22 protein-coding genes, 1 riboswitch and 1 other annotated feature are annotated in these 23,418 nt (G+C 63.5%); of the genes, 9 read left to right on the plus strand and 13 right to left on the minus strand.

The genetic code is table 11. The features are described 5' to 3' along the window. Nucleotides 1-25: 25 nt before the first annotated feature. A riboswitch (cobalamin riboswitch) is annotated at nucleotides 26-255 on the plus strand. Nucleotides 256-424: 169 nt separating this feature from the next. From AC5J09_RS11185 to AC5J09_RS11205, 5 genes are all read left to right on the plus strand, one after another. Further along, nucleotides 425-1,492: an ABC transporter substrate-binding protein gene (locus AC5J09_RS11185; protein WP_324764403.1), complete on the plus strand. Its 1,068-nt coding sequence runs from the start codon at nucleotides 425-427 to the stop codon at nucleotides 1,490-1,492. Further along, nucleotides 1,489-2,532: a FecCD family ABC transporter permease gene (locus AC5J09_RS11190; RefSeq protein WP_324764402.1), complete on the plus strand. Its 1,044-nt coding sequence runs from the start codon at nucleotides 1,489-1,491 to the stop codon at nucleotides 2,530-2,532. The genes AC5J09_RS11185 and AC5J09_RS11190 overlap by 4 nt, the downstream gene beginning before the upstream one ends. After that, nucleotides 2,529-3,329 (plus strand): ABC transporter ATP-binding protein, encoded by an 801-nt coding sequence (locus tag AC5J09_RS11195; protein ID WP_324764401.1) that lies wholly within the window; start codon nucleotides 2,529-2,531, stop codon nucleotides 3,327-3,329. The genes AC5J09_RS11190 and AC5J09_RS11195 overlap by 4 nt, the downstream gene beginning before the upstream one ends. Nucleotides 3,330-3,332: 3 nt before the next feature. After that, nucleotides 3,333-4,121: a class I SAM-dependent methyltransferase gene (locus tag AC5J09_RS11200; RefSeq protein ID WP_324764400.1), complete on the plus strand. Its 789-nt coding sequence runs from the start codon at nucleotides 3,333-3,335 to the stop codon at nucleotides 4,119-4,121. A gap of 424 nt (nucleotides 4,122-4,545) precedes the next feature. Further along, a complete protein-coding gene (locus AC5J09_RS11205) occupies nucleotides 4,546-4,944 on the plus strand; it encodes a hypothetical protein (RefSeq protein WP_010974988.1) in 399 nt (132 codons plus the stop codon). A gap of 186 nt (nucleotides 4,945-5,130) precedes the next feature. Here AC5J09_RS11205 and AC5J09_RS11210 read toward each other — a convergent pair whose 3' ends face one another. Together AC5J09_RS11210 and AC5J09_RS11215 are read right to left on the minus strand one after the other, a co-directional pair. Then, nucleotides 5,131-5,577: a PPC domain-containing DNA-binding protein gene (locus AC5J09_RS11210; RefSeq protein WP_324764398.1), complete on the minus strand. Its 447-nt coding sequence runs from the start codon at nucleotides 5,575-5,577 to the stop codon at nucleotides 5,131-5,133. 103 nt (nucleotides 5,578-5,680) lie between these two features. Next, entirely contained in the window at nucleotides 5,681-6,259 is a 579-nt protein-coding gene (locus AC5J09_RS11215; protein ID WP_494297615.1) for a dioxygenase family protein, read from the minus strand. A 262-nt stretch (nucleotides 6,260-6,521) separates the two neighbouring features. Here AC5J09_RS11215 and AC5J09_RS11220 point away from each other — a divergent pair, with 262 nt between their 5' ends. From AC5J09_RS11220 to AC5J09_RS11230, 3 genes are all read left to right on the plus strand, one after another. Then, a complete protein-coding gene (locus tag AC5J09_RS11220) occupies nucleotides 6,522-6,731 on the plus strand; it encodes a dodecin (protein ID WP_003527838.1) in 210 nt (69 codons plus the stop codon). Nucleotides 6,732-6,879: 148 nt separating this feature from the next. Next, a complete protein-coding gene (locus AC5J09_RS11225) occupies nucleotides 6,880-7,023 on the plus strand; it encodes a hypothetical protein (protein WP_324764396.1) in 144 nt (47 codons plus the stop codon). A gap of 231 nt (nucleotides 7,024-7,254) precedes the next feature. Further along, complete coding sequence (locus tag AC5J09_RS11230; RefSeq protein WP_275600100.1) at nucleotides 7,255-8,634, plus strand: alanine/glycine:cation symporter family protein; 1,380 nt, start codon at nucleotides 7,255-7,257, stop codon at nucleotides 8,632-8,634. 80 nt (nucleotides 8,635-8,714) lie between these two features. On the opposite strand, the gene AC5J09_RS11235 is transcribed toward AC5J09_RS11230, so the two are convergent. The 7 genes from AC5J09_RS11235 to AC5J09_RS11265 form a co-directional block, all read right to left on the minus strand. Then, nucleotides 8,715-9,083, minus strand: coding sequence for a RidA family protein (locus AC5J09_RS11235; RefSeq protein ID WP_100670960.1), 369 nt, complete (start codon nucleotides 9,081-9,083; stop codon nucleotides 8,715-8,717). Between the two features lie 77 nt (nucleotides 9,084-9,160). Further along, nucleotides 9,161-10,456: an NAD(P)/FAD-dependent oxidoreductase gene (locus tag AC5J09_RS11240; RefSeq protein ID WP_494297616.1), complete on the minus strand. Its 1,296-nt coding sequence runs from the start codon at nucleotides 10,454-10,456 to the stop codon at nucleotides 9,161-9,163. 54 nt (nucleotides 10,457-10,510) lie between these two features. Beyond that, nucleotides 10,511-12,076 (minus strand): ABC transporter substrate-binding protein, encoded by a 1,566-nt coding sequence (locus tag AC5J09_RS11245; RefSeq protein WP_324764394.1) that lies wholly within the window; start codon nucleotides 12,074-12,076, stop codon nucleotides 10,511-10,513. Beyond that, the gene (locus AC5J09_RS11250) at nucleotides 12,073-13,440 is read right to left on the minus strand and encodes an MmgE/PrpD family protein (protein ID WP_324764393.1); all 1,368 of its coding nucleotides are present in this window, start codon (nucleotides 13,438-13,440) and stop codon (nucleotides 12,073-12,075) included. The genes AC5J09_RS11245 and AC5J09_RS11250 overlap by 4 nt, the downstream gene beginning before the upstream one ends. A 25-nt stretch (nucleotides 13,441-13,465) precedes the next feature. After that, a complete protein-coding gene (locus AC5J09_RS11255) occupies nucleotides 13,466-15,238 on the minus strand; it encodes an ABC transporter ATP-binding protein (protein ID WP_324764392.1) in 1,773 nt (590 codons plus the stop codon). Further along, entirely contained in the window at nucleotides 15,238-16,119 is an 882-nt protein-coding gene (locus AC5J09_RS11260) for an ABC transporter permease (protein ID WP_324764391.1), read from the minus strand. Before AC5J09_RS11260 ends, AC5J09_RS11255 begins: the two co-directional genes overlap by 1 nt. Next, nucleotides 16,116-17,057, minus strand: coding sequence for an ABC transporter permease (locus AC5J09_RS11265; RefSeq protein WP_026168699.1), 942 nt, complete (start codon nucleotides 17,055-17,057; stop codon nucleotides 16,116-16,118). The genes AC5J09_RS11260 and AC5J09_RS11265 overlap by 4 nt, the downstream gene beginning before the upstream one ends. A 244-nt stretch (nucleotides 17,058-17,301) precedes the next feature. Between AC5J09_RS11265 and AC5J09_RS11270 the strand changes: the two genes are divergently transcribed. Next, entirely contained in the window at nucleotides 17,302-18,066 is a 765-nt protein-coding gene (locus AC5J09_RS11270) for an IclR family transcriptional regulator (RefSeq protein ID WP_324764390.1), read from the plus strand. A 145-nt stretch (nucleotides 18,067-18,211) separates the two neighbouring features. On the opposite strand, the gene AC5J09_RS11275 is transcribed toward AC5J09_RS11270, so the two are convergent. The 4 genes from AC5J09_RS11275 to AC5J09_RS11290 all read right to left on the minus strand — a co-directional run bounded on the left by AC5J09_RS11275 (nucleotide 18,212) and on the right by AC5J09_RS11290 (nucleotide 23,333). Then, nucleotides 18,212-19,699 carry a SulP family inorganic anion transporter gene (locus AC5J09_RS11275; RefSeq protein ID WP_100670946.1) on the minus strand — a complete coding sequence of 496 codons (1,488 nt, stop codon included), beginning with the start codon at nucleotides 19,697-19,699 and terminating at the stop codon, nucleotides 18,212-18,214. A gap of 67 nt (nucleotides 19,700-19,766) precedes the next feature. Beyond that, nucleotides 19,767-19,822 (minus strand) — a sequence feature (sul1 is cis-regulatory element that is thought to sense ions involved in sulfur or methionine metabolism; They are found in Alphaproteobacteria). 93 nt (nucleotides 19,823-19,915) lie between these two features. Further along, nucleotides 19,916-21,109, minus strand: a complete 1,194-nt coding sequence (locus AC5J09_RS11280; protein ID WP_324764389.1) for an MFS transporter — start codon at nucleotides 21,107-21,109, stop codon at nucleotides 19,916-19,918. Nucleotides 21,110-21,418: 309 nt separating this feature from the next. Next, on the minus strand, nucleotides 21,419-22,348 hold the full coding sequence (locus AC5J09_RS11285; protein ID WP_324764388.1) for a sugar ABC transporter substrate-binding protein: 930 nt from the start codon (nucleotides 22,346-22,348) through the stop codon (nucleotides 21,419-21,421). A gap of 127 nt (nucleotides 22,349-22,475) precedes the next feature. Beyond that, complete coding sequence (locus tag AC5J09_RS11290; protein WP_324764387.1) at nucleotides 22,476-23,333, minus strand: SDR family oxidoreductase; 858 nt, start codon at nucleotides 23,331-23,333, stop codon at nucleotides 22,476-22,478. Nucleotides 23,334-23,418: the final 85 nt, after the last annotated feature.

Consider the following 23,418-nt stretch of genomic DNA (forward strand, 5'->3'; position numbering starts at 1 on the left):
TTCACCTTGACCGGAGGCTGCATTCTAAATTAACTGAGCCTGACGGTTCCCCTACCCGTGAGGTGGAGGGGATTAATAGGGAACACGGTGCGGACGACCCAAAAGGGACCAAAACCGTGGCTGCCCCCGCAACTGTAAGCGGATCGTCGTTCATCCTCGTGGCGCCCAGGCGCCAGCCACTGCGCGTTGCGCGGGAAGGCAGATGAGCGATTTCTGTCCGCGAGCCAGGAGACCTGCCGTCAAATCAGATCCAACGTCACGGGCGGGGATGCCCGGAACAGGAGCAAGCCATGACCATCTTTCGCGCCTTGCGGCGCACGCTTTCGTCAGTTTCCCCGAGATCCAGCCGTCACACGTCCGATCGAACCCGATCGGCAGACTGACGATCACGGCCGTATAGCGGCCTCACATTCGGGGACTATTCATGAACAGCTTTTGGAAACGACCGCTCATTGCGGGTCTCATCACCTTTTCCGCAGGCGCAGCGGCTCTTGACCGTCCCGCCTTCGCTGCCGAGACGATCTATCCGTTGACACTCGAGAACTGCGGACGGCAGATCACCTTCGACAAGACGCCGACGCGCACCGTCTCGATCGGCCAGAGCAGCACCGAGATCCTCTATCTGCTCGGCCTTGCGGACAAGGTCGCCGGCACCGCCCTCTGGGTCGGCCCCGTCCTTGAAGGTTACGAGGAGGTCAACGCCAAGGTCGAGCGCCTGGCAGACAACGATCCGAGCTTCGAAAGCGTGCTTGCCAAGAAACCGGACATGGTGGCGGTGCAATTTCAGTGGCAGGTCGGCCCGGAAGGCGTGGTTGCGCGGCCGGAGCAGTTCGAGGAGCTCGGCATTCCGGTCTACACATCGCCTTCGGATTGCACCGGCAAGGAGAATTCGGCGGCGAGCGACGGCGTGCGCCGGCAGGTCTTCACCATGGATCTCGTCTATCGGGAAATTCGCGAGCTGGCGCAGATTTACGATGTTCAGGACAAGGGCGAGAAGGTCGTGGCCGAGCTGAAAAGCCGAGAAGAGGCGGCGCGCGCCAAGGTCGCCTCGGCCGGGGGCAAACTCTCGGCGGTCTTCTGGTTCTCCAGCGCTGCCGATGCCGACCCCTATGTCGCCGGCAGGAACGGCGCACCCGGCTACATCATGGCGGCGCTCGGCATCGAAAACATCATCGACACAGAAGACGAATGGCCGACGGTCGGCTGGGAAACCATCGCCAAGGCCGAGCCGACCATGATCGTTGCCGGTTCCATGGAGCGTCGACGCTACCCGCTCGACAGCCTCGACGCCAAACTCGAATTCCTGAAGACCGATCCCGTGGCGAGCCTCATGCCGGCAGTCGCCAAAGGCTATGTGTTCGACATGGATGCGCAGGCGATGAACCCGACGATCCGCACGATCGAAGGAATCGAAGCGCTGGCGGATGCCATCGCCGAGGCCGGACTTGCGCCCAAGGCTGGGCCGGCTTCCAAGGGTGGGTTCGGCAAGTGAGCCGCGTGCTGACCCTGGCCGGGCGAACGGGGACGGGACGCGTCGGCGCGGCCATCGCCGCGCTCGTGATCCTGTTCGCGGCACTCTGGATGGGCGCTGCGATCGGCGAAACGGCGATCCCGTTCAGGACGGTTGCGCAGACAGTCGCGAATCGGCTGTGGAACGCCGGCTATCCGCTGGCCCCGATCGACGAGGGCATCATCTGGAGCTACCGACTGAGCCGGGCGGTCGTGGCCGCTTCCTGCGGGGCGGCGCTTGCGCTCTCCGGCGCCGTGCTGCAATCGCTGCTGCGCAATCCGCTCGCCGATCCCTATATTCTCGGCATCTCCGCCGGAGCCTCGACGGGGGCGGTCAGCGTCGCCATCCTCGGTGTGGGTGCCGGGATGCTGACGCTGCCGCTCGGCGCCTTCATCGGCGCGCTGGTCGCTTTCGTCCTGGTGAGCCTGCTGGCGGTGAAGGCCGGCCGCGGCACCGCGGCGATCATCCTGGCGGGTGTGGCGGGGTCACAGCTCTTCAACGCACTGACCTCCTTCATCGTCACCAAGGCGGCCACGGCCGAGCAGGCGCGTGGCATCATGTTCTGGCTGCTCGGCAATCTTTCGGGCGTGCGCTGGCCGGATGCCTGGCTCGCCGTGCCGGCGACGCTTCTCGGTCTCGTCGTCTGTCTCTGGCATGCCCGTCCCCTCGACGCGTTTACCTTCGGGTCGGAATCGGCTGCCTCGCTCGGCATCTCGGTCAGGCGAACCTATTTCGCGCTTGTCGGCGTCTCGGCGATGATGACTGCGGTGATGGTATCCATCGTCGGGTCGATCGGTTTCGTCGGCCTCGTCATCCCCCATGCGGCCCGCATGCTCGTCGGCGTCCGCCACGGTGTCCTGCTGCCGGCAGCGGCGCTCATCGGCGCCGTGTTCATGATCCTCGCGGACATACTGTCGCGCGTTCTCATTCCCGGCCAGGTCCTGCCGATCGGCGTGATCACGGCGCTCGTCGGCGCTCCGGCCTTCGCGTTGATACTCGGACAAAGGAGGGACCGCGCATGACGCTTTCGGCGCGCGGGGTTTCATGGTCGGCCGGCGGGGTGGACATCCTGAAGGAGGTCTCCCTCACGGTCGAGACGGGAGAGTTCCTCGGCATCATCGGCCCGAACGGTTCCGGCAAGACGAGCCTGATGTCGCTCATATCGGGCATCCGCAAGCCGAAGAAGGGGGAGGTGCTTCTGGACGGTTCTCCGATCGGGACGCTCGGCCGCCGCACGGTCGCGCAAAGGCTCGCTCTGGTCGAGCAGCAGGCCGAGACCGGCGAGAGGATCACCGCGCGCCAGGCGGTAGAGCTCGGCCGCACACCCTATCTCGGGCCGCTTTCGCCCTGGTCGCCGGAGGACGATGCGATCGTCGAGGCGGCGCTCGAAAACGTGGATATGGCGCATCTTGCCGATCGCCTGTGGCACACGCTCTCCGGCGGCGAGCGGCAAAGGCTGCACATTGCTCGGGCGCTGGCGCAGCAATCGAAGATCCTGCTTCTCGACGAGCCGACCAACCATCTCGACATCGGCCATCAGATCAGCCTGCTCGACCTCGTTCGCCGCCAGGACCTGACGGTGGTCGCAGCGCTCCACGACCTCAACCACGCCGCTATGTTCTGCGATCGGATTGCGGTGATGCAGGCCGGCCGGCTGGTGGCGCTCGGGCCCCCGCGGGAGGTACTGACGGTCGAGCGCATCCGCGCGGTGTTCGGGATCGAGGTCGAGGTCGAGCACGACTTCGACGGAAGCTGCTCCATCCGCTATCGCGCCAGACGCCCGCGTCCGCTTGCCGCAATCTCCGCCGTCGGAACCTGACCCATGGACATGCGCAACCACCACCTGAAGGAAGATATCCGCGAATACTGGTCGAAGCGGTCGGAAACGTTCGACCTCGCCTTCGGCCACCGCATCCCGCCGGGACCGGAGCTCGACGCCTGGGCGGCAGCGATGCGCAGCGCACTCGGGGCGAGGCCGCTGAAGGTTCTCGAACTCGCCTGCGGGACGGGGGAGGTGACCAACGTGCTCCTTTCGCTCGGCCACGAAGTGACGGCGCTGGATTTCTCCGAGGCCATGCTCGCGGTGGCGCGGCGCAAGCACGCAGGGAACGACAGGGTTCGTTTCATTCTGGCCGATGCCGAGCACACGCTGGAGCCGGACGAGACCTATGATGCCGTGGTCTGCCGGCATCTCGTCTGGACGCTGACGGAGCCGGAGCAGGCTTTCGCCGAATGGTTCCGCCTGCTGAAACCGGGCGGAAGGCTGCTCGTCTTCGACGGGGACTGGTCGAAGCCGACGCCGCTCGGCCGTCTGGCGTCTTTCGCGGTGGCTGCCCTCGAGCGGATCATCGGCCATGACCCGCATTACGACGGCGCCATGAGCGAACGCCACGCAAAGATCATGGAGCGTCTGCCCTTTGGCGATGGCCTCACCGTCGAAAGACTTCTTCCCTTGATCGAAGAGGCGGGATTCCAGAACATAGAGTTGCCGTCCCGCCGCCCGATCGCGGCGGCCCAGCGCAGGAATGCCGATCTCAGAAACAGGCTGAGGACATTCTTCTACCGCAGGTTCTTCCTCGTCTGCTCGCGGCCTTCGGGAGATTCACTTTGAGTTTATGACGGCTGCCGCGGGATGGACAATGGCGTTGAAGCTCTGGTCGGTTTGTCGGCACGCATGGTGATGCGCTTGAATTCCATGAGTACCGACCGTGCGTCCGCTGCAAAGTGCTACAGCGACATTTGCGCGTCTCATATGACGCGCGGCGCTGTAGGAGGCCTATCGGAGGGCTGCAATCTCTCTTTTTTCCTCATGCCTGTGCTCGTCACAGGGATGAGAGCAGCGCCGCGTCCGCGGCGCGGGAAGCGTTCTTTCAGCCCAAGGACTTGGTCTGGCTGGATTCCTGTGACATGCACAGGAATGAGGGGGCCGGGGATGTGCGGCCAATTTCACCCTCGAAAGGAACTCCCGGCCCCCGGCCGCCGTTTCCGGGTTGCTGTCTCTGACAAGTTGGGACCCAGACACGGAGGATGAGCATATGGCACAGGAAAAGCGACTCGGATCCACCATACCGCGCGGCGTGGTCGATACGAAGAACGGATCGGTAGGCGTTCCGGACCAGGCAAGCATGGAAGAGGAAGTCAGATCGTTGCGCGAGCAGGTCAATGCGCTGACCGAAAAGCTCTCCGATCTCGGCATCTATTCCGGCAGGGCCATCGCGGATACGGGCCGCAGGGCCGGCGAGATGGCAAGGGAACATCCCGCCTGGACGGCGCTCGCCGTAGTCGGTCTTCTGGGGCTGCTCATTGCAGGAACCAGCCGGCCCTATTGGCATTCGCGAAGCTCCTCGCGCATCGAGGACCTGATCGCCGATATCGAGGATCGGCTGAGCGATCTGAAGGGCCGTTATTGGTCAAGCGGCTGGCGGCCCTGGTGAAAATTGGACCCGTCCTGCCGGAGACAATGTGCGGTCCATGGAAGGGCGCGCTGCCGCCATCGGGAGATCGGCGGCATGGTTTGCGAGGAACCGGTCGGTTTCTCGCTCCTTCGGTCGCCGTGAGGTCGCCGGCGCGTGCCGGCCAGAAACAAGCGCAACCCGAGTTCGAGCGCGAAAAGCTGAACCTCATTCGGCGTCGAGGTCGATGAGCGCTATCCCGAGTTCCGGTCGCTTGCGCCGGCGCAATCCAGTCGGGCTTTCGCGAATGATGACCTCCAGGGTCGGACGGACGCGACCCTCCAGAAGGTGCCCGCCACGGGTCGACCCGTCTTCCAACCCCAGAACCGCATGCAAATGCAGGCTCGGGCGGCCGGCTTCGTCGCGGGCAATGTCGCCGATCGCGCTCAGAACTTCCGATTGCTCGGCTACGGGGATCTTCCTGTAATTTCTGCTTTCGACACGGAAGAAGCCCACCGTCGCGCTGCTGAAGGCGCCGATCGCCGTCACCGATGCGCCGGCGATGCCCGCCTGCGCTGCGAAGGCCGAAATGGCCGAGAATGCTTCCTCGCCCTCCTCGAGTACGAGAATGAAGGTGCGTTCGCTCGCGTCTTGCGCCAAAAGTTTCTGCTTCATCAATTCGTCCTCGTCTCAGCCCGAACCTGTACGACGGCGATCTGTTCCGGATTCAGCGAAGCGCCGGATCGTTCATCCCGTGCCGGTCACCTCCGCGAGCGCGTCAGGCTACAAAATCGAAACGCCCGAACTTGCCGTCCTCCGTGTCGCGAATGTCAAGCTGCAGCGACGGCGTATAAAGGTGATCACGGTTGTTCTGAGGTTCGTTCGGGAAGAAGAGCTGCGTTGTCAGGACCGCGGCGCCGGGAGGGCGCACCCGAAAATGATAGTGGCGGGTGCGGCCGGGATAGAGTTCCGGGACGATGGTGCTGAACCACCATCGCCCGCGTTCGTCGGTCATGTGGTGACCCCGCAGCCTGTAGCCGCGTGTATCGTAGGCGCCGGTTTCGTCCGCATGCCAGATTTCGACGAGACTGCCGGCGATCGGCCGGCAATTGCCGTCGAGCACGTAGCCGGCAATGGTGATGCGTTCGCCGTTCGGGGCGTCGCCGGAAAGTTCGTGCCTGAGCGGCGCATCGGGCTTGTAGAAAGGGCCCGCCGTCAGCGCGGGCGTCAGGTCGTCATCGTCGTCGCAGGCGGGCGTGAGCGGCAATGCGGGTCGCTGCGCCGCGGCGCGATCGGCGACGGGCAGGGCGGGCAAGGCCAGAAACGCCCTCAGCAGGGAACGTCGGGTCGGCAGCATGGTCGCCTCCTTCGTGGAGCGTTCGCGCGTCCTTGGCGGGGCGTCGCGTTCGGACATGGCCAGTGATACGAGCATAGAGCATTTTAAACCCGAGGGCAGCCGGCCGCCTGGCGCGGCACAGGCCGATTTTCCCCTAACGCTGGCGGTTCGCGCCGAACGAGGGCATGATTGTCCCTGGCGGCGATCGCGCTGCCGTCCCTTGCCGCTCCCACAAGGAGACCCGGCGAGCCTGGAATCAACCTAGAAGCTTCAGGAGGAAACCGTGAGCGAGCACGTCTACAAGAAGATCGAGCTGATCGGCAGTTCGCCAAACTCGATAGACGAGGCCATCGAAGGCGCGATTTCGCGTGCTTCGAAAACGACCCGGAATCTCGACTGGTTCGAGGTGGACCAGATTCGCGGCCAGATCGTGAATGGCAAGGTCGCGCATTACCAGGTGGTGATGAAGGTGGGCTTCCGCATCGACGATTGAAGTGCGCGCGGCGCCGAGCGGGATTCGACATTCCGCCCTGACTTGTTCTGCGGGTTTCAACCGCCTGCGATTGGAGAGGAGACGCCGGCACCGATGAGGAAGCCGGCGATGCCGGGTGGTGGCCCGTTGCGAAGGCCGGATGAACCGGATGGGTATGTATGTTCGCGCGCCGAGTACTGACAATCTCGTGCCGGCCGCGCCGCTTTCCCATGCCGATCTCTCGGCCATCATCAATTTCATAAATAGAAGCATTCGAACTATGAAATTCACCAACCTCGACTTCTATGTATGATCGCGGCTCCCGAGGGGCCCGCATGTACCTATCGCGCCTGACGAATCGGCTCCACGGGTACCGCCTGCGTGTTCGCAGACGGGGGACACCCAGGCGTCCTCGATCGAAATGAATCAAGGTGCCCGTGGCCCATGAACAAGACGGGCTTGCAATATTCGCCGGTGAAGTTAGTCAGGCCGCAGGCGTGCGCAGGCTCGCGGAAAGACAGGCACCAGGGAGGAGAGCAGTCTCGTGGAAGCACTCAACCAATTCTTTAACTGGCTCAACGGCATCGTTTGGGGCGTGCCCATGATCGTGCTGATCATTGGCACCGGTCTGTATCTTCAGCTTCGCCTGGGCTTCATGCCGATCCGCAAAGTGGGCTACGGCTTCCGCATGATCTTGAAAAGCCGCAGGCCGGGGAGGGCCGCCGAAGGCGAGATTACGCCGTACGCCGCGCTGATGACGGCGCTCTCGGCCACCATCGGCACGGGCAACATCGCCGGCGTCGCTACCGCTATCGCGGTGGGTGGACCCGGTGCGCTGTTCTGGATGTGGATTACCGCCTTCGTCGGAATGGCGACGAAATACGCCGAGGTCGTCGTAGCGGTGAAATACCGCGAGGTCGACGACAAAGGCGAACACGCCGGCGGACCGATGTTCGCCATCAAAAATGGGCTCGGGAAGCACTGGCAGTGGCTGGGCACCGCCTTTGCCATCTTCGGCGGACTGGCGGGTTTCGGTATCGGAAACATGGTTCAGGCCAACGGTATCGCCAGTGCGGTCGAGAACGCCTTCGGCATCGAGACCTGGATCAGCGGCATCGTGATGACCGTCTTGACGGGTGCGGTGATTCTCGGCGGCATCAAGCGAATCGGCGCCGTGGCCGAGAAGGTCGTGCCCTTCATGGCGATCTTCTATCTCACCTGTGTGGTCGTCGTCCTGATCGTCTTTGCCGGCAACATCCCCGAGGCGATCGCCACCATCTTCACCCAGGCATTCAGTCCGACGGCAGCCACCGGCGGCTTCCTCGGCTCCACTGTACTGATGGCGATCCGCATGGGTGTGGCGCGCGGGATCTTCTCGAACGAGGCGGGCCTCGGCACCGCCGGTATCGCACAGGCTGCCGGCTCGACCGCCAATCCCGTTTTCTCCGGCGTCATCGGCATGATGGGGACGTTCATCGACACGATCATCGTCTGCACCCTGACCGGTCTGGCGATCATGGTGTCGGGCGTCTGGGCCTCGGGCGAAACCGGAGCGGTGCTGAGTTCTGCGGCCTTCGAAGCGGCGCTGCCCGGCTATGGGAATTATCTCGTGACCATCTCGCTGGCATTGTTCGCCTTCACGACGATCCTCGGCTGGGCCTATTATGCCGAGAAGTGCTGGGAATACCTGATCGGAACCGTGAGCGCGATACCGTTCCGCATCGTGTGGACCGTCGCGGTGTTCTTCGGCGCCACCCTCAGCCTCGACTTTGCCTGGCTGGTGGCCGACACGCTGAACGCACTGATGGCTATCCCCAACCTTATCTCGTTGCTGCTCCTGTCCCCGGTCATCGCCCAACTGACGCGCGACTACTTTGCCGAAGAACGCGCCGTCACCGGAGTGCCGTCGCGCAGCCGGAGCTAGCTGGCCAAGCGTGCGTGCGGGAAGGTTCGCAGAGCGTTCCCGCACTCGCGCTGGTTTGCGATCTTAGGCGCTGAATCGCTCTAAAGCTCCATCACCTCCGCATCGCCGAAGGCCGCGGTCACCATGATTTCTACCCGCATGTCCGGGTCGCCGAGCTCGACGGCGCAGCAGCATCGGGTTGGCGGGTTCTGCGGTGCCACCCATTCCTTCCAGACCGCATCCATCGCGGCAAAATCGGCCATGCTGGTAATCCAGACTTCGGCGGTCAGCAGGCGTGACTTGTCCGTGCCTGCGCGTGCAAGCAACTCGTCGATTTTCGCCAGCGTTTCCCGCGTCTGTGTGGCGACGTCACCGGCATTGTCGGAAAACTGGCCGGAGAGGTAACAGACGCCGTTGTATTTCACGAGGCGGCTTCTGCGTGCGTTCACGTCAAAGCGTTCCACTTTCATGATCGGTTCTTCCCTTAGAGGACTTCCAGGAAAAGTGCGTATCGGCTTTCCGTCCGGAAGTGCGTCGTTCAAACTCTCTAGGCTTCCAGGCCCGCTTTGCGGCTTTCGATCGCCGAGACGATCTGGAAGCCGATGCTGCGGAAGGGTTCGGGGGCGATCAGGCTGGCCGTTCCCATCGCGCCGCTGACCCTTGCCGGATCGCCGGTGCCGAGCATCAGTTCGGCGAGATGCCGGCCGAGCATCGTGCCTTTTGCTATCCCGCTGCCATTACAGCCGCCGGAGGCGAAAAGGCCGTCGTCGAGCTTGCCCCACCACGGCGCGCCATTCATGGTGAACGCCGTCGCGCCGCCCCAGACATATTCCAGGTCCACATGGCCCAAACCCGGCCACCGCCGGACAAAGCGGTCGCGCAACTTCGCGGACGCCTCCTCCACGGGCACTTCGTGCTCGTGGGCATAAAGGGAGCGCACCATGAGACGGTCGCGCCCGATGCGCCGCAAAGTCGTCCCAAGCCGATGAGAGGGCAGGAGACCCCATGCCGGCGACTGGCCGAGATGGCCGAGGTCTGCCTCGGGGACCGGGCACGTCACCGCGGCATAGGTAAAGATCGTGGTCATGCGGAGCTTGAGATAGCCGAAACGCCGGATGAACCCGTTGTTTGCGAGAGCGACGCTTCGCGCGCGCACGACGCCGCCATCGGTCAGGAGCTCCCAGCCCCCACCGTTCCGCTTCAATCGTTGGACCGCCGTATTTTCGTAAAGATCGATGCCGTCCGGCAGGGAGTCGGCAAGGCCGCGAATGAGGGCTGCCGGTTGCAGCAAATAGGTGTCGTTCAGATAAATGCCGAAGCGGTAATAATCCGATCCGATGCGCTCGGCTATTTCGTTCCGCCCCAGCACCGTGTGGCTTATTCCGTTGGCCTTCGCGACTTCGACGACCTGCCTCAGCGAGGCCTCCCCGGCTTCCGTCGCCGCAGCACGGATCGATCCGACTTTCTGCAGCTCGCATTCGATACCGGCATCTGCAATCATGCCTTTGAGCCAGTCGAAGGATTCACTCATCAGAGCCGTTTGACGCCGCGCTTTCTCGGCGCCGGCAAGGGTGGCGGTGCGAGGCAGCACTTCGGACCCGGTGAAACCGGAATTGCGGGCCGAAGATCCTTCTCCGACGGATGATGCCTCGAACACGGCAATGCTTGCCTGCGGATCGAGTTCACGGAGTCGGCGCGCGATCGCCAGGCCGGTGTAGCCGGCACCCACGATGGCATAATCGACGGTAAGGTCGCTCTGCAACGGTGAGCGGGGTGTACGCTTCGGGAGCATTGCGTTCCAGCCGCATGGGCTGGAATAGATCGGAAAAATCTCTTTGGACATAATGGGTTCATCACACAATGAATTGGGCTGCGGTTTCCCGCAGCCCGTGGATTGTTATTCCGTGAAATGAGTGAGTTCGGTCACCAGCGGCCCGAGCGACATCGAGCCCTTGAAATCGAAGCCCCAGTCGAGGTTCTTGCGCCGCGCCCACACACCTGCTGTCTCGGTTATCGGAACCCCGCAGACCGCCTCGATGATCAGCCGCTGTGCTTCGTGCCACAGCTCCAGCTGCTTTTCCGGATCGGTTTCGACACGGGCTGCCTCGATCTGCTTGTCGGCCACGTCGCAATGGCTGAAGTTCGTCACCGCAGCGGGCGATCCGATGGCGCTGTTCGAATGGAAGAACTGGCTGAGATAGACATCCGCTACCGGGAAGCGGGCTGCACCGTAGGTCACGAGCGGGCTCAGGTCCTGGCGGATCATCTGGTGCCAGGTGGCGTGCTCGACCGGTTGCAGCTCGAGATTGAAGCCTGCCTCTCGAAGCTGAGCCTGAAGGATCTGGTTCGAGGATTCATAGCTCGGCAGCTGGCTCGAGATCATCTTGACCGTGATGCCGTCCGGATGGCCTGCCTCGGCAAGCAGTGCCTTGGCTTTTTCCGCATCGAAGGTTACCAGGCCGTTGTCCTCGGTGTAGCCGAGATTGTTCGAGGGAATGACCGACTTTCCCACGCGGGTGAATTCGGTTCCGCGATAGGCGGCGACACGGCTCGGATCCACGGCGTAGGCCAAGGCACGACGGACCCGGATGTCGTCGAACGGCGCTTTCTTGGTGTTGATGTGCAGCACGGTCAATTCGGCTGGATCGAAGATGTCCACGGTGGTGCCGTCGACCGCCAGGGTGCGTTTCAGCCAATTCGGGTCGGCAAGCCCTGTGGCCGCGTCGACCTCACCGGCGAGGAACGCCAGATCGCGTGCAGCCGCAGCATTGAGGAAGCGATATGTCACCTTCGTCAATTTCGGCGCGCCGCGGAAATAATCCTTGTGGGCACTGAAATGCACGGCCACGCCGGGCTCGATCGAGTCGAGCTGGAACGGACCGAAACCGACCGGACGGCGCGAGAAGCTCTCCGCCCGTTCTTCGTAGGCCTTCTTGCTGACGATGAAGCCGCCGGCATAGTTCGCCAACGGACCCAGCACGCTCGGAATGGCGTTCTTCAGGGTGATGCGCACGGTATAGGGATCGACTGCCTCGATCTTGTCGAAGGAGGCGTAGTCGGTGGCGAAGGCCGAACGCTCGGGATCCGCTGCCTTCTGCAGGCTGAAGACGACGTCCTCGGCGGTCACTTCACCATAGTTGTGGTGGAACTGGACACCCTTGCGCAGTTTGAAGGTCCAGACCAGCTTGTCGGGGCTGGATTCCCAGCTTTCGGCAAGGTCCGGTTCGATCGAGGCGGGGTCGGTCGTGCCGGGAGCGAAGCGGACCAGGCCGCCGAATATCCAGGCGACCAGGGTGCGGTCAGTGGTGCTCGCCGAATAATGAGGATCGAGATTGCCGATGTCGGCTGCTGCCGCGCCGAGAGTGAGCTTCGTCTTTGCGGCCATTGCCGGCAAGGGAGCGAGCGCGCTGCCAGCCATAATCGCCGCCAGGACCAGAGCCCTCGGGAACTTGAATTGCATCATTGCGCTACCTCCTTGATTAGCATGATGTTGCGTTTGTTCAGATTGTATTGGCGAGGGTTCAGCACGGAGAAAAGCGGCCCAAAGCCATGGTCCAGAATCCCGTCGAGTGCCGGGAGAATGTCGTTCAGCCAGCCGGATTCGACGCTTGCCGCGCCGATCCTGCGGAATTTCTCCTTCACCTGTTCGCGCGACATCGGATTGGCGACGTCGCCGAGCGGGTGGAGGACGGTGGCGGTCTGCGGACCTTCGCCTTGATCGATGATCACGCGGCAGGGCGTGCCCCCGGGGAACGAGCCGGCAAAGTCCTCATGCGCTACCAGCTCGATGCGGCCGGCGAGATCGAGCACTTCCGGATCCTGCAACCGGTCCGGATCGACGGGTTGCAGGGCCGATGGTCCGTACAAGGCAGCCAGAGCGCAGCTGAAGTAGAAGCTGTATTGCCCCGCTTCGAGCGATTTCGGCGTGCGGGCGTTCGAAAGCCTCAGTCCCTGCGGGAACGTCTCGATCCGAAGGCTGCGGATCGCCTTGCCGGGCTGGCGCAATTGGAGAACCGCGTCGATTGCAGCGTGCATGTACCGGCAGCAGGCATAGGGTTTGAGATAACACTGCTGCAGCCACCAGCTTTGCCCGAGGCCGCCGGTCAGGATTTCGCGGTTGAAATGCGAGGGCCTGTCCAGAAGGTCGAGGGGGCCGGTCGCTCCGGCGCGTGCGCGATAGGCGCCGGTCAGCCCCGCCGTCACCGCCGGCGGGATCGCCTCCTTCACGGTGGTTCCCTGATATTTCGAGCTGCCGGTCGGAAAGCTTATGGGCCCCTCGGCGCCGGTAATGGCCATTGCATTTGCAAGCTGTCCGGCGGTCAAGCCGAGCAGTCGTCCGGCAGCAGCGGCAGCTCCGTAGCCCACCCAGCGGCCACTGCTGTAGGTGTCGATGGTCGAGGTGGGACGAGACGACGCCACGCGCAGCGCGACGTCGTAACCGAGTACGATCGCGCTCATGATCTGCTCGTCGCTCGAGCCCGACGCCTGCCCCACGGCCAAGGCCGCGGGGATGACGCCTGCTCCGGCGTGACCGGCGGCACCGCGGTGGCCGTCGTCGATGTCGAGGGCGCTGGCGGCCGCGGCATTGGTCATGGCCGCACCGGCAGGCGAAAGGTTGATGTCGGTCAGCCAGACTGCCGCCGGTCCGGCTCCGTACAGATCGACGGCGGCTTCGCGGGCGGCCGTCGCAAGAGGCGAGTGCAGGCCGGCGGCCGTCGCAGCCATCAGGTCGGCCAAGAGAAGCGACGCGGCTTCACGCGCCTGTCCGCCTATGTCTGCCGCCGGGCAACCGGCGACAAAGGCTGCAAGCTCTTCGATCGTGTGCAAGTCGGTAGTCCTTCTGCGTTGGAGGTCAGGTCGCACTGCGGATGAAGTGCCCTTCGGAGGCCATGGACCAGCGGGGGGCCGGGGCCTGGTATGCGAGAGGCTTGATGGGACTGCGCGGCTGGGTGACGGCCACGCCCTGGGGCGGGCGCCGGCCGCGCTGGTCGGGATGGGTGATCGGGATGGCCGAAAGCAGGCGCCTGGTATATTCGTGGCCCGGCCGGCCGATAACGTCCTCGGTCTTGCCGATCTCGACGATCTCGCCGAAATACATGACCGCCACGCGATCGCAGATCCGTTCTACCGCGGCCATATCGTGGCTGATGAACAGATAGGAGACGCCGAACTCCTTCTGCAGATCGATCATCAGGTCGATGATCTGGCCTTTGATCGCCACATCGAGCGCGGAGACCGCTTCGTCGGCGATGATGAGCTTCGGCGACATCGCCAGTGCGCGCGCGATGCAGATGCGCTGCCGTTGGCCGCCCGAGAATTCGTGCGGCAGGCTCGAGGCGCGCGCAGGGTCGAGGCCGACCCGCTCCATCAGCCATTGCATCTTCTCGAAGGCTTCGGCGCCCCTGGCGAGCCCATGGACCTGCATGGGCTCCATGATCGCAGAGCCGATCGTCTGCCGGGCATCGAGCGACCCGTAGGGATCCTGGAATATCATCTGCACGTCGCGCCGCATACGGGCGAGGCTCTGCGGGTCGTCATAGTCCACGCGCTGCCCGCACACCCGCACATCGCCGGAACCGATCGGTGCGAGGTTTATGACGGCCTTGCCGATCGTCGACTTGCCGGAGCCGGACTCCCCCACCAGACCGAGCGTTTCGCCTTTCGTTATGGCAAGCGATGCACGTTCGACCGCGTGAACCATTCCCGTCAGGCGACCGAAGAATCCACTGCGTACGGGAAAGCGCACGGTGAGGTCGGTAACGTCGAGTACAGGCGTTTCGCCGGTGATCGAGGCCGGCACGCCTTGCACCGGCTGAGCAGGAACGCTGATCTCGCTGAGTTTTCCCACGAGGCTGGGAGCGGCTTCTATCAGGCTGCGGGTATAGGCGTCCTTCGGATTGGAGAAGACCTCATGGACGGTGCCGCTCTCGATTTCGCGTCCCCGGCGCATGACCAGCACATTGTCGGCCAGCTCGGCGACGACGCCCATGTCGTGCGTGATGAACAGAACCGCAGCGCCGGTCTCACGCTGAAGGTCTTTCAGCAGGGCCAGCGTCTGAGCCTGAACCGTCACGTCGAGTGCGGTCGTCGGTTCGTCGGCGATGATCAGCGCGGGATCGCAGGCGAGAGCCATGGCGATCATCACGCGCTGCCGCATTCCGCCGGAGAAGGTGTGCGGGTACTGGTGCATGCGCGCTTCCGGGTCGGGGATACGCACCTTCCGCAGCATCTCCAGTACGGCTTCCCTCAGCGCCGCACCTTTGAGCCCCCTATGGATGCGGATCACCTCGGCGAGCTGGTCGCCCACGCGCTGGACTGGGTTCAGCGACGTCATCGGCTCCTGGAAGATCATGCTGATCCGTCCGCCGCGCACCTGCCGCATTTCCGGTTCGGCCAGTGTCAGGAGGTCACGATCATCAAGCGTGATCGAGCCTCCGGCTCGTGCGACGCGCTCGGGCAGGAGCCGCATGATGGCAAGCGAGGTAACCGATTTTCCGGAGCCGGATTCTCCGACCAGCGCGAGAGTGCTCCCCGCAGCGATGTCGAAGCTGAGATCATGAACAACCGTGGTGCGACCGAAGGAGACGCTGAGATTGCGGACCGAGATGACAGGCTTCTTCTCCATCACGAGGCATCCTTAAGGCGGGGGTCGATGGCATCGCGCAGGCCATCGCCGATCAGGTTGAAGGCAAGGACCAGAAGCAGGATCGCCAAGCTGGGGACGAGTGCGAGATGGAAAGAGCTCAGTATGTTGTCGAACCCGTCGCGCACCATGCCGCCCCAGGTCGGCGTCGGCGGCGCCAGCCCCAGACCGATGAACGCCAAAGACGCTTCGGTGCGCACGGCAGTGGCCATCCACAGCGAGGCCATGACCATCACCTCGGGAAGGATCGCCGGCATGATGTGCCTGAAGAGAATTCTCGTGCCCGAGAACCCCATTGCCTGGCACGCCTGCACATATTCGCGGTCGCGCTGTGTGATGACGCCGGCACGGGCGATGCGTGCGAAAGCGGGCGTTGCCGTGAATGCGATCGCGATGATGATGTTGGTCAGCGTGGCGCCCATCAACGCCACGAGCGCGAGGCCGAGAATGAGCGAGGGAAAAGCCAGCACCACATCCATGATCTGCATGAAGACGATGTCTATGCGGCCGCCGACATAGCCGGCGATCATGCCGATCAACGTGCCGACGATCAGCGCCGTCAGGATGGCGAAGAACCCGATGGTCAGCGAGTATCGTGCTCCGTAGAGGATCCGCGACCAGATGTCTCGACCGAACTGGTCAGCGCCCAGCCAGAAGTTTGCGCCGGGCTCGGCCAGCTGGTCCATGATGTTCTGACTTGCAGGATCGTGCGTCGCCAGCTGCGGCGCGAAGATCGCGGCCAGGACCAGCGCCAGAACGATGAGCATGCCGATCCAGGTCGATGCGTTCAATTGTGCGGCAAAATCACGAAAGGCGCTTCTGCGGCTGATCGGCCGTGAGGGTGTGATGCTGGCGTCGGTCATTTGTACTGCACCCTCGGATCGAGAAAGCCATAGGTCAGGTCGGTCAGCAGGTTCACGACGACGACCATCAGCGTGTAGATGACGATCATGCCTTGAAGCAGTGTGTAGTCCCGCTGCGTGAGTGCCGTGAGGATCAGCTTGCCCAGGCCGGGGCGCGAAAACACGATCTCAGTCAGAACCGAATTGCCGATCAGAATGCCAAGGTAGAGCCCGACGACCGTGGTGATCGGGATCATGCAGTTTCCGAGAGCATGCCTCCAGATCACGGCGGCGGGGGTGGCACCCTTTGCGCGTGCCGTGCGCACGAAATCCTGATTGAGCACCTCCAGCATCGCCGAGCGGGTCACGCGGGTGATGTAGGCCATCATGATCAGTGCAAGCGCCAGTGTAGGCAGCGCCATTTGCCGAAGCCGGTCGGCTATCGTTTCACCGCTGCCTGCGCTGATGACGGGAAACCAGCGGAACTGGATCGCAAAAACCATCAGCAGTACGATTGCCGCGACAAAGGCCGGAAGCGAAAGGCCGAGCAGTGAAATGAACCGCAGAAGGTAGTCCGGGAGGCGATTGCGCCTTACGGCAGCCCAGACGCCGGCGGGAACGCCCAGCACCACGCCTAGGGCGAGTGCCGCGATAGTCAGCTCCATCGTATAGGGCAGAACTGCGAGGATTTCTTCCGAAACCGGCCGGCCGGTCACCATCGACTTGCCGAGGTCGCCCTGCACCGCTTGCAGGAGAAACTGGCCGTATTGCACGAGGACGGGCTGGTCGAGGCCGAGCCGGGCATGCAGGGCAGCGATGCTGGCCGGACTCGCCTGGTCTCCGAGAATGACGAGAGCCGGGTCCCCCGGCAGAACCCTGACGATCAGAAAAACCAGGGTAAGCACGCTGAACAGGGTCAGGATCGCGAACCCCAGGCGCTTGATCAGAAATGGCAGCATACACTCGCCCTTTGTCAGACCCCGGGCAGGATGGAGGCGCCTGACAAAGCATACCCGGCCGACGCCTGCGCCGACGATCGGGCGCAGGAAACCGGTGAGCGACAGCCTCCTCTCCTGTCCGGAAATCTCCGTTTCCTTGGTGGTCACGATGCTGGCAATCGTCCATCATGTCAAACAAATTCCTTTAATCGAGACGAAAACGCCTATATCGTTCCGATTATAGGAATGTAATGAAAGTAACATCATGTCTGGAAGCGTCGCCTCCTCCCTCAACGCCGAGAGGGCACTGGAGATACTGATCGTCCTCGGGGATGCAGGGCCGGACGGCTTGAGTCTGGCCGAAATTGCCCGAAGGACGGGGAGCGCGAAGTCGGCCGCCCACCGCAGTGTCGCCGCGCTGCTGCAGAAAGGCTTTGCCGAGGCGGCGGGGCGCTACGGGCACTACCGGCTGGGCCCGGCCATCCATATGCTCGCCAAACGGCAGGAGCGGCTGGAGTCCCAGATCCAACTGATCCGGCCCGGCATGACCGAATTCGCGCGGCGCACCGGGTTCACTGTCTACCTGATGGTGCAGGCAGGCGTGGATGCCGTTTGCGCCGAAATGGTCAGCCGATCCACGCGCAGGCAGTTCACGATGGGCGTGGGCGCGCGCGTGCCCATGGGCGTTGCCGCGGGAAGCGTGGCCTTGCTTTCGATGCTGCCCGAGGACAATGCGGCACAGATCATCGAAGCGAATTCCGAGCGCTATGCAACGCACCCGGCGCTGCGACACGTCGATGCCGGTGTCGTGACGAAACTGGTAAGCGAGGCGCGCGGTCGCGGCTATGCGGTCAATATGGGCTATTATTTGCCCGGCGAGGGCGGCATCGGCCTACCGGTCCCGCGACGTGGCCAATACGAAGTGAATGTTGCGATTTCATTCAATGCGCCGCTGGAGCTGATGAACGATGTCTGGATCGCGGAGATAGTAGAGAACCTGCGGGAGTGTCTCGGCGGTACGCTGCTGTAGTCGTGAGCCGCAGGGTACTTTTTCGGTATCGTTCCGTCTTACTTTAAATGAAAAGCCGCAGGCGGCCGTGCTCGCCGGAAGGGCAACCCGTGTCCTTGTGGACGAGACCCCGGGCTGATCCTGTCCGACCCGGGGTCTCGTGAATTCAATGTGTTGCGGTGAGCGCCGCGCCTTCGCTCTTGTCGTGCACGGCGAAGCGGTCGAGCATATGAGCGCTGGCCTCGTTGAGGCCGATCACCTCGACGGTTACGCCGTGGCGGCGATATTTAAGCACCACCTTGTCCAGTGCGCCGACTGCGGTGATGTCCCACAGATGCGCCTCGCCGACGTCGATGACGACCTTTTCCAACGGCTCGGCGAAGTCGAAGGCGCCGATGAAACCCTCGGTCGAGGCGAAGAAGATCTGGCCGTCGACATGGTAGGTGCGTACCGTGCCGCTCTCGTCGAGCATCGAGCGGACATGGAAGAGGCGGGCGACCTTTCCGGCGAAGAACACCCCCGACAGAAGCACCCCGACCAGAACGCCCTTTGCGAGATCATGGGTGCCGACCGTGGTGACGACGGTTGCCAGCATCACGACGGAGGAGGGCAGGGGATTGCGGCGCAGGTCGAGGATGGAGCGCCACGAGAAGGTGCCGACCGAGACCATGATCATGACAGCCACGAGTGCGGCCATCGGAATGATGCGGACGAGGTCGTCGAGGACGAGGATAAGGAAGAGAAGGAAGGCGCCGGCGACAAAGGTCGAGAGCCGCCCGCGCCCGCCGGAGGTGACGTTGATCACCGACTGGCCGATCATGGCGCAGCCGCCCATCCCGCCTATGAGACCGGAGGCGATGTTGCTGGCGCCCTGGCCGATGCATTCCTGGCTCTTGTTGCTCGTCGTGTCCGTCATGTCGTCGACGATCTGAGCGGTCAGAAGGGATTCGAGCAGCCCGACGGCGGCAAGCGCCACGGAATAGGGGAAGATGATCTGCAGCGTTTCGAAGGTGAGCGGCACCTGCGGCAGCGCGAAGATCGGCAGGGTCGACGGCAGTTCGCCGAGATCGCCGACCGTGCGGATGTCCATGCCGGTCCATAGGGCCACCGCGGTCAGAACGGCAATGGCGACGAGCGGCGAGGGAACCGCCCTGGTGACGTAAGGAAACAGGTAAATGATCGCGAGCCCCGCCGCGATCATCGCATAGGTCACGTGCGGCACGCCGATGAGTTCCGGAAGCTGCGCCATGAAGATCAGAATCGCAAGCGCATTGACGAAGCCGGTGATAACCGAACGGGAGACGAAGCGCATCACCCGGCCGAGCTTCAGGAAGCCGGCTGCGATCTGGATGAGCCCCATCAGCAGGGTGGCGGCAAAGAGATATTGGAGGCCGTGATCCCTGACGAGCGTCACCATCAGGACGGCGGTGGCGGCCGTTGCCGCCGAGATCATCCCCGGCCGGCCGCCGGTAAATGCGGAGACGCAGGCGATGGCGAAGGAGGCGAAGAGGCCGACCTTCGGATCGACGCCGGCGATGACCGAGAAGCCGATGGCCTCCGGGATCAGTGCAAGCGCCACGACGATGCCCGATAGGACGTCGGCGCGGATATTGGAGAACCATTCGCGTTTATAGCTGGCAAGTGTCAGTTTCATGATTTTCTTCGCAAGAGTAGCACACCAGGCCGGCGGGAGGCCGGCTCGTCATGGTTTGATGCTGTTGCGTTGTCTGGCGGATCGGCGGCCAGAAGAGCCACCCGGGGTTTCACCGGGTCCGGGGTGAGTACCGGCTTTATACGGACCGGCTGCTGCCGATGCAATGATGAATTGTGCGCTGCCGCAATTCCGGCGGCAGCGCGATGTTTCGCAATCTCAGCCGCTGACGGTGGCGGGCTCGCCGCACACCGTTTCGCGGCGGTCGAGAACGCCGCTCCAAAGCGTGAGCAGGAGCGCGCCCGAAACGAGAATGGCACCGACCCATGGCGTGGCAGCGAGGCCGAGCGGAGAGGCGACCACCAAGCCGCCGAGCCACGCGCCGAGCGCGATACCCAGATTGAAGGCGGCGATGTTCAGCGCCGAGGCGACGTCGACGGCACCGGGCCGGTGCTCCTTGGCAAGCTGAACCACGTAGAGCTGCAGACCCGGTACGTTTGCGAAGGACAGGAAGCCGAGCGCGGCGAGCGTCACGAGCGTCAGCACCGGCGAGATGGCGGTGAACGAGAAGATCACCAGCACCAGCGCCTGGAGCAGGAAGAGCCCGACGAGCGCCTTGACCGGATTGGTGTTGGCGATCCGCCCGCCGGCGATGTTGCCGATGGCAATGGCGACGCCGTAGAGCACGAGGATCAGGCTGACGCTCCGTTCGGAAAAGCCGGTGACCTCTTGCAGGATCGGCGCCAGGAAGGTGAAGGCGACGAAGGTGCCGCCATAGCCGAGCGCTGTCATGGCGAAGACGATGAGCAGACGGCCGGAACCGAGCACCCGCACTTGATCGAGAAGGCTCGCCGGCGCGGCTTTGGTGAGCGTGCCCGGAAGGAGGGCGGCGATGCCGGCAAAGGCGACGACACCGAGCGCCGCAACGCCCCAGAACGTCGCCCGCCACCCGAAGATTTGGCCGATATAGGTGCCGATAGGAACGCCGGTGACGATCGCGACCGTCAATCCCATGAACATCATGGCTATCGCGGAAGCGCGGCGGTTCTCCGGTACGAGATCGGCGGCGATCGTCGAGCCGACCGAGAAGAAGACGCCGTGGGCGAAGGCCGAAAGCACCCGTGCGACGAGCAGCACTTCATAGTTCGGTGCGAGCGCCGCGGCCGTGTTCCCGGCAATGAAGAGCGCCATCAGCCCGAGAAGCAGCGGCTTGCGTTCGATCCGCCCGGTCAGCGCCGTCAGGACCGGCGCGCCGAAGGTGACGCCGAGCGCGTAGACGCTGACGATGAGGCCGGCAAGCGGCAGCGTAATTGCGAGGTCGGTCGCGACCGTCGGCAGCAGACCGACGATCACGAATTCGGTGGTTCCAATCGCATAGGCCGCGATCGTCAATGCGAAGATGGCCAAAGGCATGGCAAATCCTTTCCGCCCGCCATTCGCGGTCGCGAAGCGGGACTCGAAGACGTTGGCGATGGTTGACGTTTCGCAGTGCAATATGCTGCAGCCGCCCGGCCGCGAGAAGCACCTCGCCAGTCGCAATGCCTGTGAATGAAATTCACGAATGGTTGCCGGTTTTCCCCGAAGTGACTCTCGTCGCTGTCAAACGGTGCGACGAGGCCGGGCGAAACAGTCGTCCGACCTGCCGGCCGCTTTCCCTGCAGGCGGTGCGAGGGGAAAAGCGGCCGGCGGACGAGAACTGGATGAGGTCCCGGGAACCAGGGCCTACTGGTTGGCCGTGGCGTAGTCCTGCATGTTCTGCGGCGTCACCAGTTCGAAGGGAACCCAGATCTGCCGTTCGGTCTTCTGGCCGCGCGAAAGGGCGACGGCGGCGTCCATGGCGGCAGCCCCTTGGGCGATCGCATTCTGAAAGACGGTGACGTCCAGATCGCCGGCAGCCATGGCGGCCAGGCCGTCCGGCGTTGCGTCAATGCCCCCTACGACGACCTTGGACATGTCGACGCCCGCCGCCTTCATGGCCTGGATAGCGCCGATGGCCATCTCGTCGTTATTGGCGATCACGGCGTCGAACTCCCGTCCGGTCGAAAGCCAGTTGGTCATGATGTTGGCGGCTTCGAGACGATCCCAATTGGCGCTCTGCTCCTCGATGACGCTCATGCCCTTGCACTCGTCCGTGGCGATCACGTCATGGATGTCCTTCGTTCGGACGAGCGAGGAGTGATTGTTGAGCGGTCCCATGAGAACATAGGCCGCGCCCTTGCCACCGAGCAGCCGGCACACTTCCTTCGTTTCCAGCGTGCCGGAATCGACCTCGTTGGAGCCGACGAAAGCAGCCGTTTCGGGTAGCTTGTCGACATCGGCCGGCGGGTGGTTCGCGTAGACGATCGGGATGCCCGCGTCGCTCGCCATCTTGGTCAGCGCAGGTGTGCTGTCCCCATCGACGGCGATGACGATGATCGCGTCGACGCCGGAGGAGACGAAGTTCTGCACCTGATCGAGCTGCCGGCTCGGATCGTTCTGCGCATCCTCGACCTGGACGGTGATGCCGTCGAGCTTGGCGGCCTGGTCCTGCATGCCGTCGCGCAGGATGGTCAGGAATGCGCTGTCGGAGCGGGCGATGGTGATGCCGATGTTTTCGGCGTTGGCCGCGCTGGCGAAGAGAGCCAGTGCGGCAGCGGACAATATGCGTTTCATGAAAAGTACCTCCCTCGGGCGACTGCGAAGCCGGGAGGAAATGGAATACGAATTCTGAAGAAAATCAAGATGAAATGTACATTTCATTCGGGTGCAATCGACGAGCCGTTCGCCGACCGCCGGCCGCTCAGAGGAACGGCTTGCCGCCGGTCACGGCGATCGTCGCACCGGACACGTAGCTCGACATGGGGTCTGCGAGCATGACATAGGCCGAGGCGAGCTCCACGGGCTGCCCCGGACGCTTCATCGGCACCTGCTTGCCGAAATTCGTGACCGTATCCTCGGGCATGGTGGAGGGAATAAGCGGCGTCCAGATCGGTCCCGGAGCCACGACGTTCACCCTTATTCCCCGCTCGGCCAGCATCTGAGCGAGACCGGCACTGAAATTGTGAATCGCGCCCTTGGTGGTCGCATAGGCAAGCAGGATCGGATTGGGAGCATCGGCATTGATGGAGGCGGTGTTGATGATGGCGCTGCCCTTCTTCATGTGCGGCACCGCTGCCTTGGTCAGGTAGAACATCGCGTGCATGTTGACTCGGAACGTCAGCTCCCATTCCTCGTCGCTGATGTCTTCGATGTTCTTGAAGGTCGCCTGATGGGCCGCATTGTTGACGAGGATGTCGATGCCGCCGAGCTCCCGAACGGCCGTTTCGACAATCCTGCGGCAATGGTCGGACGACTGGATGTCGCCGGCGGCAAGCACGGCCTTGCGGCCTGCTTCCTCCACCAAAGCCTTGGTGGCCATCGCGTCGTCATGCTCGCTCAGATAGCTGATGAGAACGTCCGCTCCCTCGCGCGCATAAGCGACCGCCACGGCCCTGCCGATGCCGCTGTCCCCGCCGGTGATGATGGCTCTCTTGTCCTTCAGGCGTCCGGAACCCTGGTAGGAGTTTTCCCCGTGATCGGGCAGCGGCTGCATCCGATCGGTGGTGCCGGGCATTTCCTGGGTTTGGCGGGGAAAGGGAGGGTGCGGAAATTTTTCCATGGTCACGAACTCCTTCGCAAGGCTCCTTCTGGAATGGCGATCGGCATCGCTGCGCTGCCTCCGGCGAGTACGCGACCCTAACTCG

Source organism: Sinorhizobium sp., assembly GCF_059070375.1.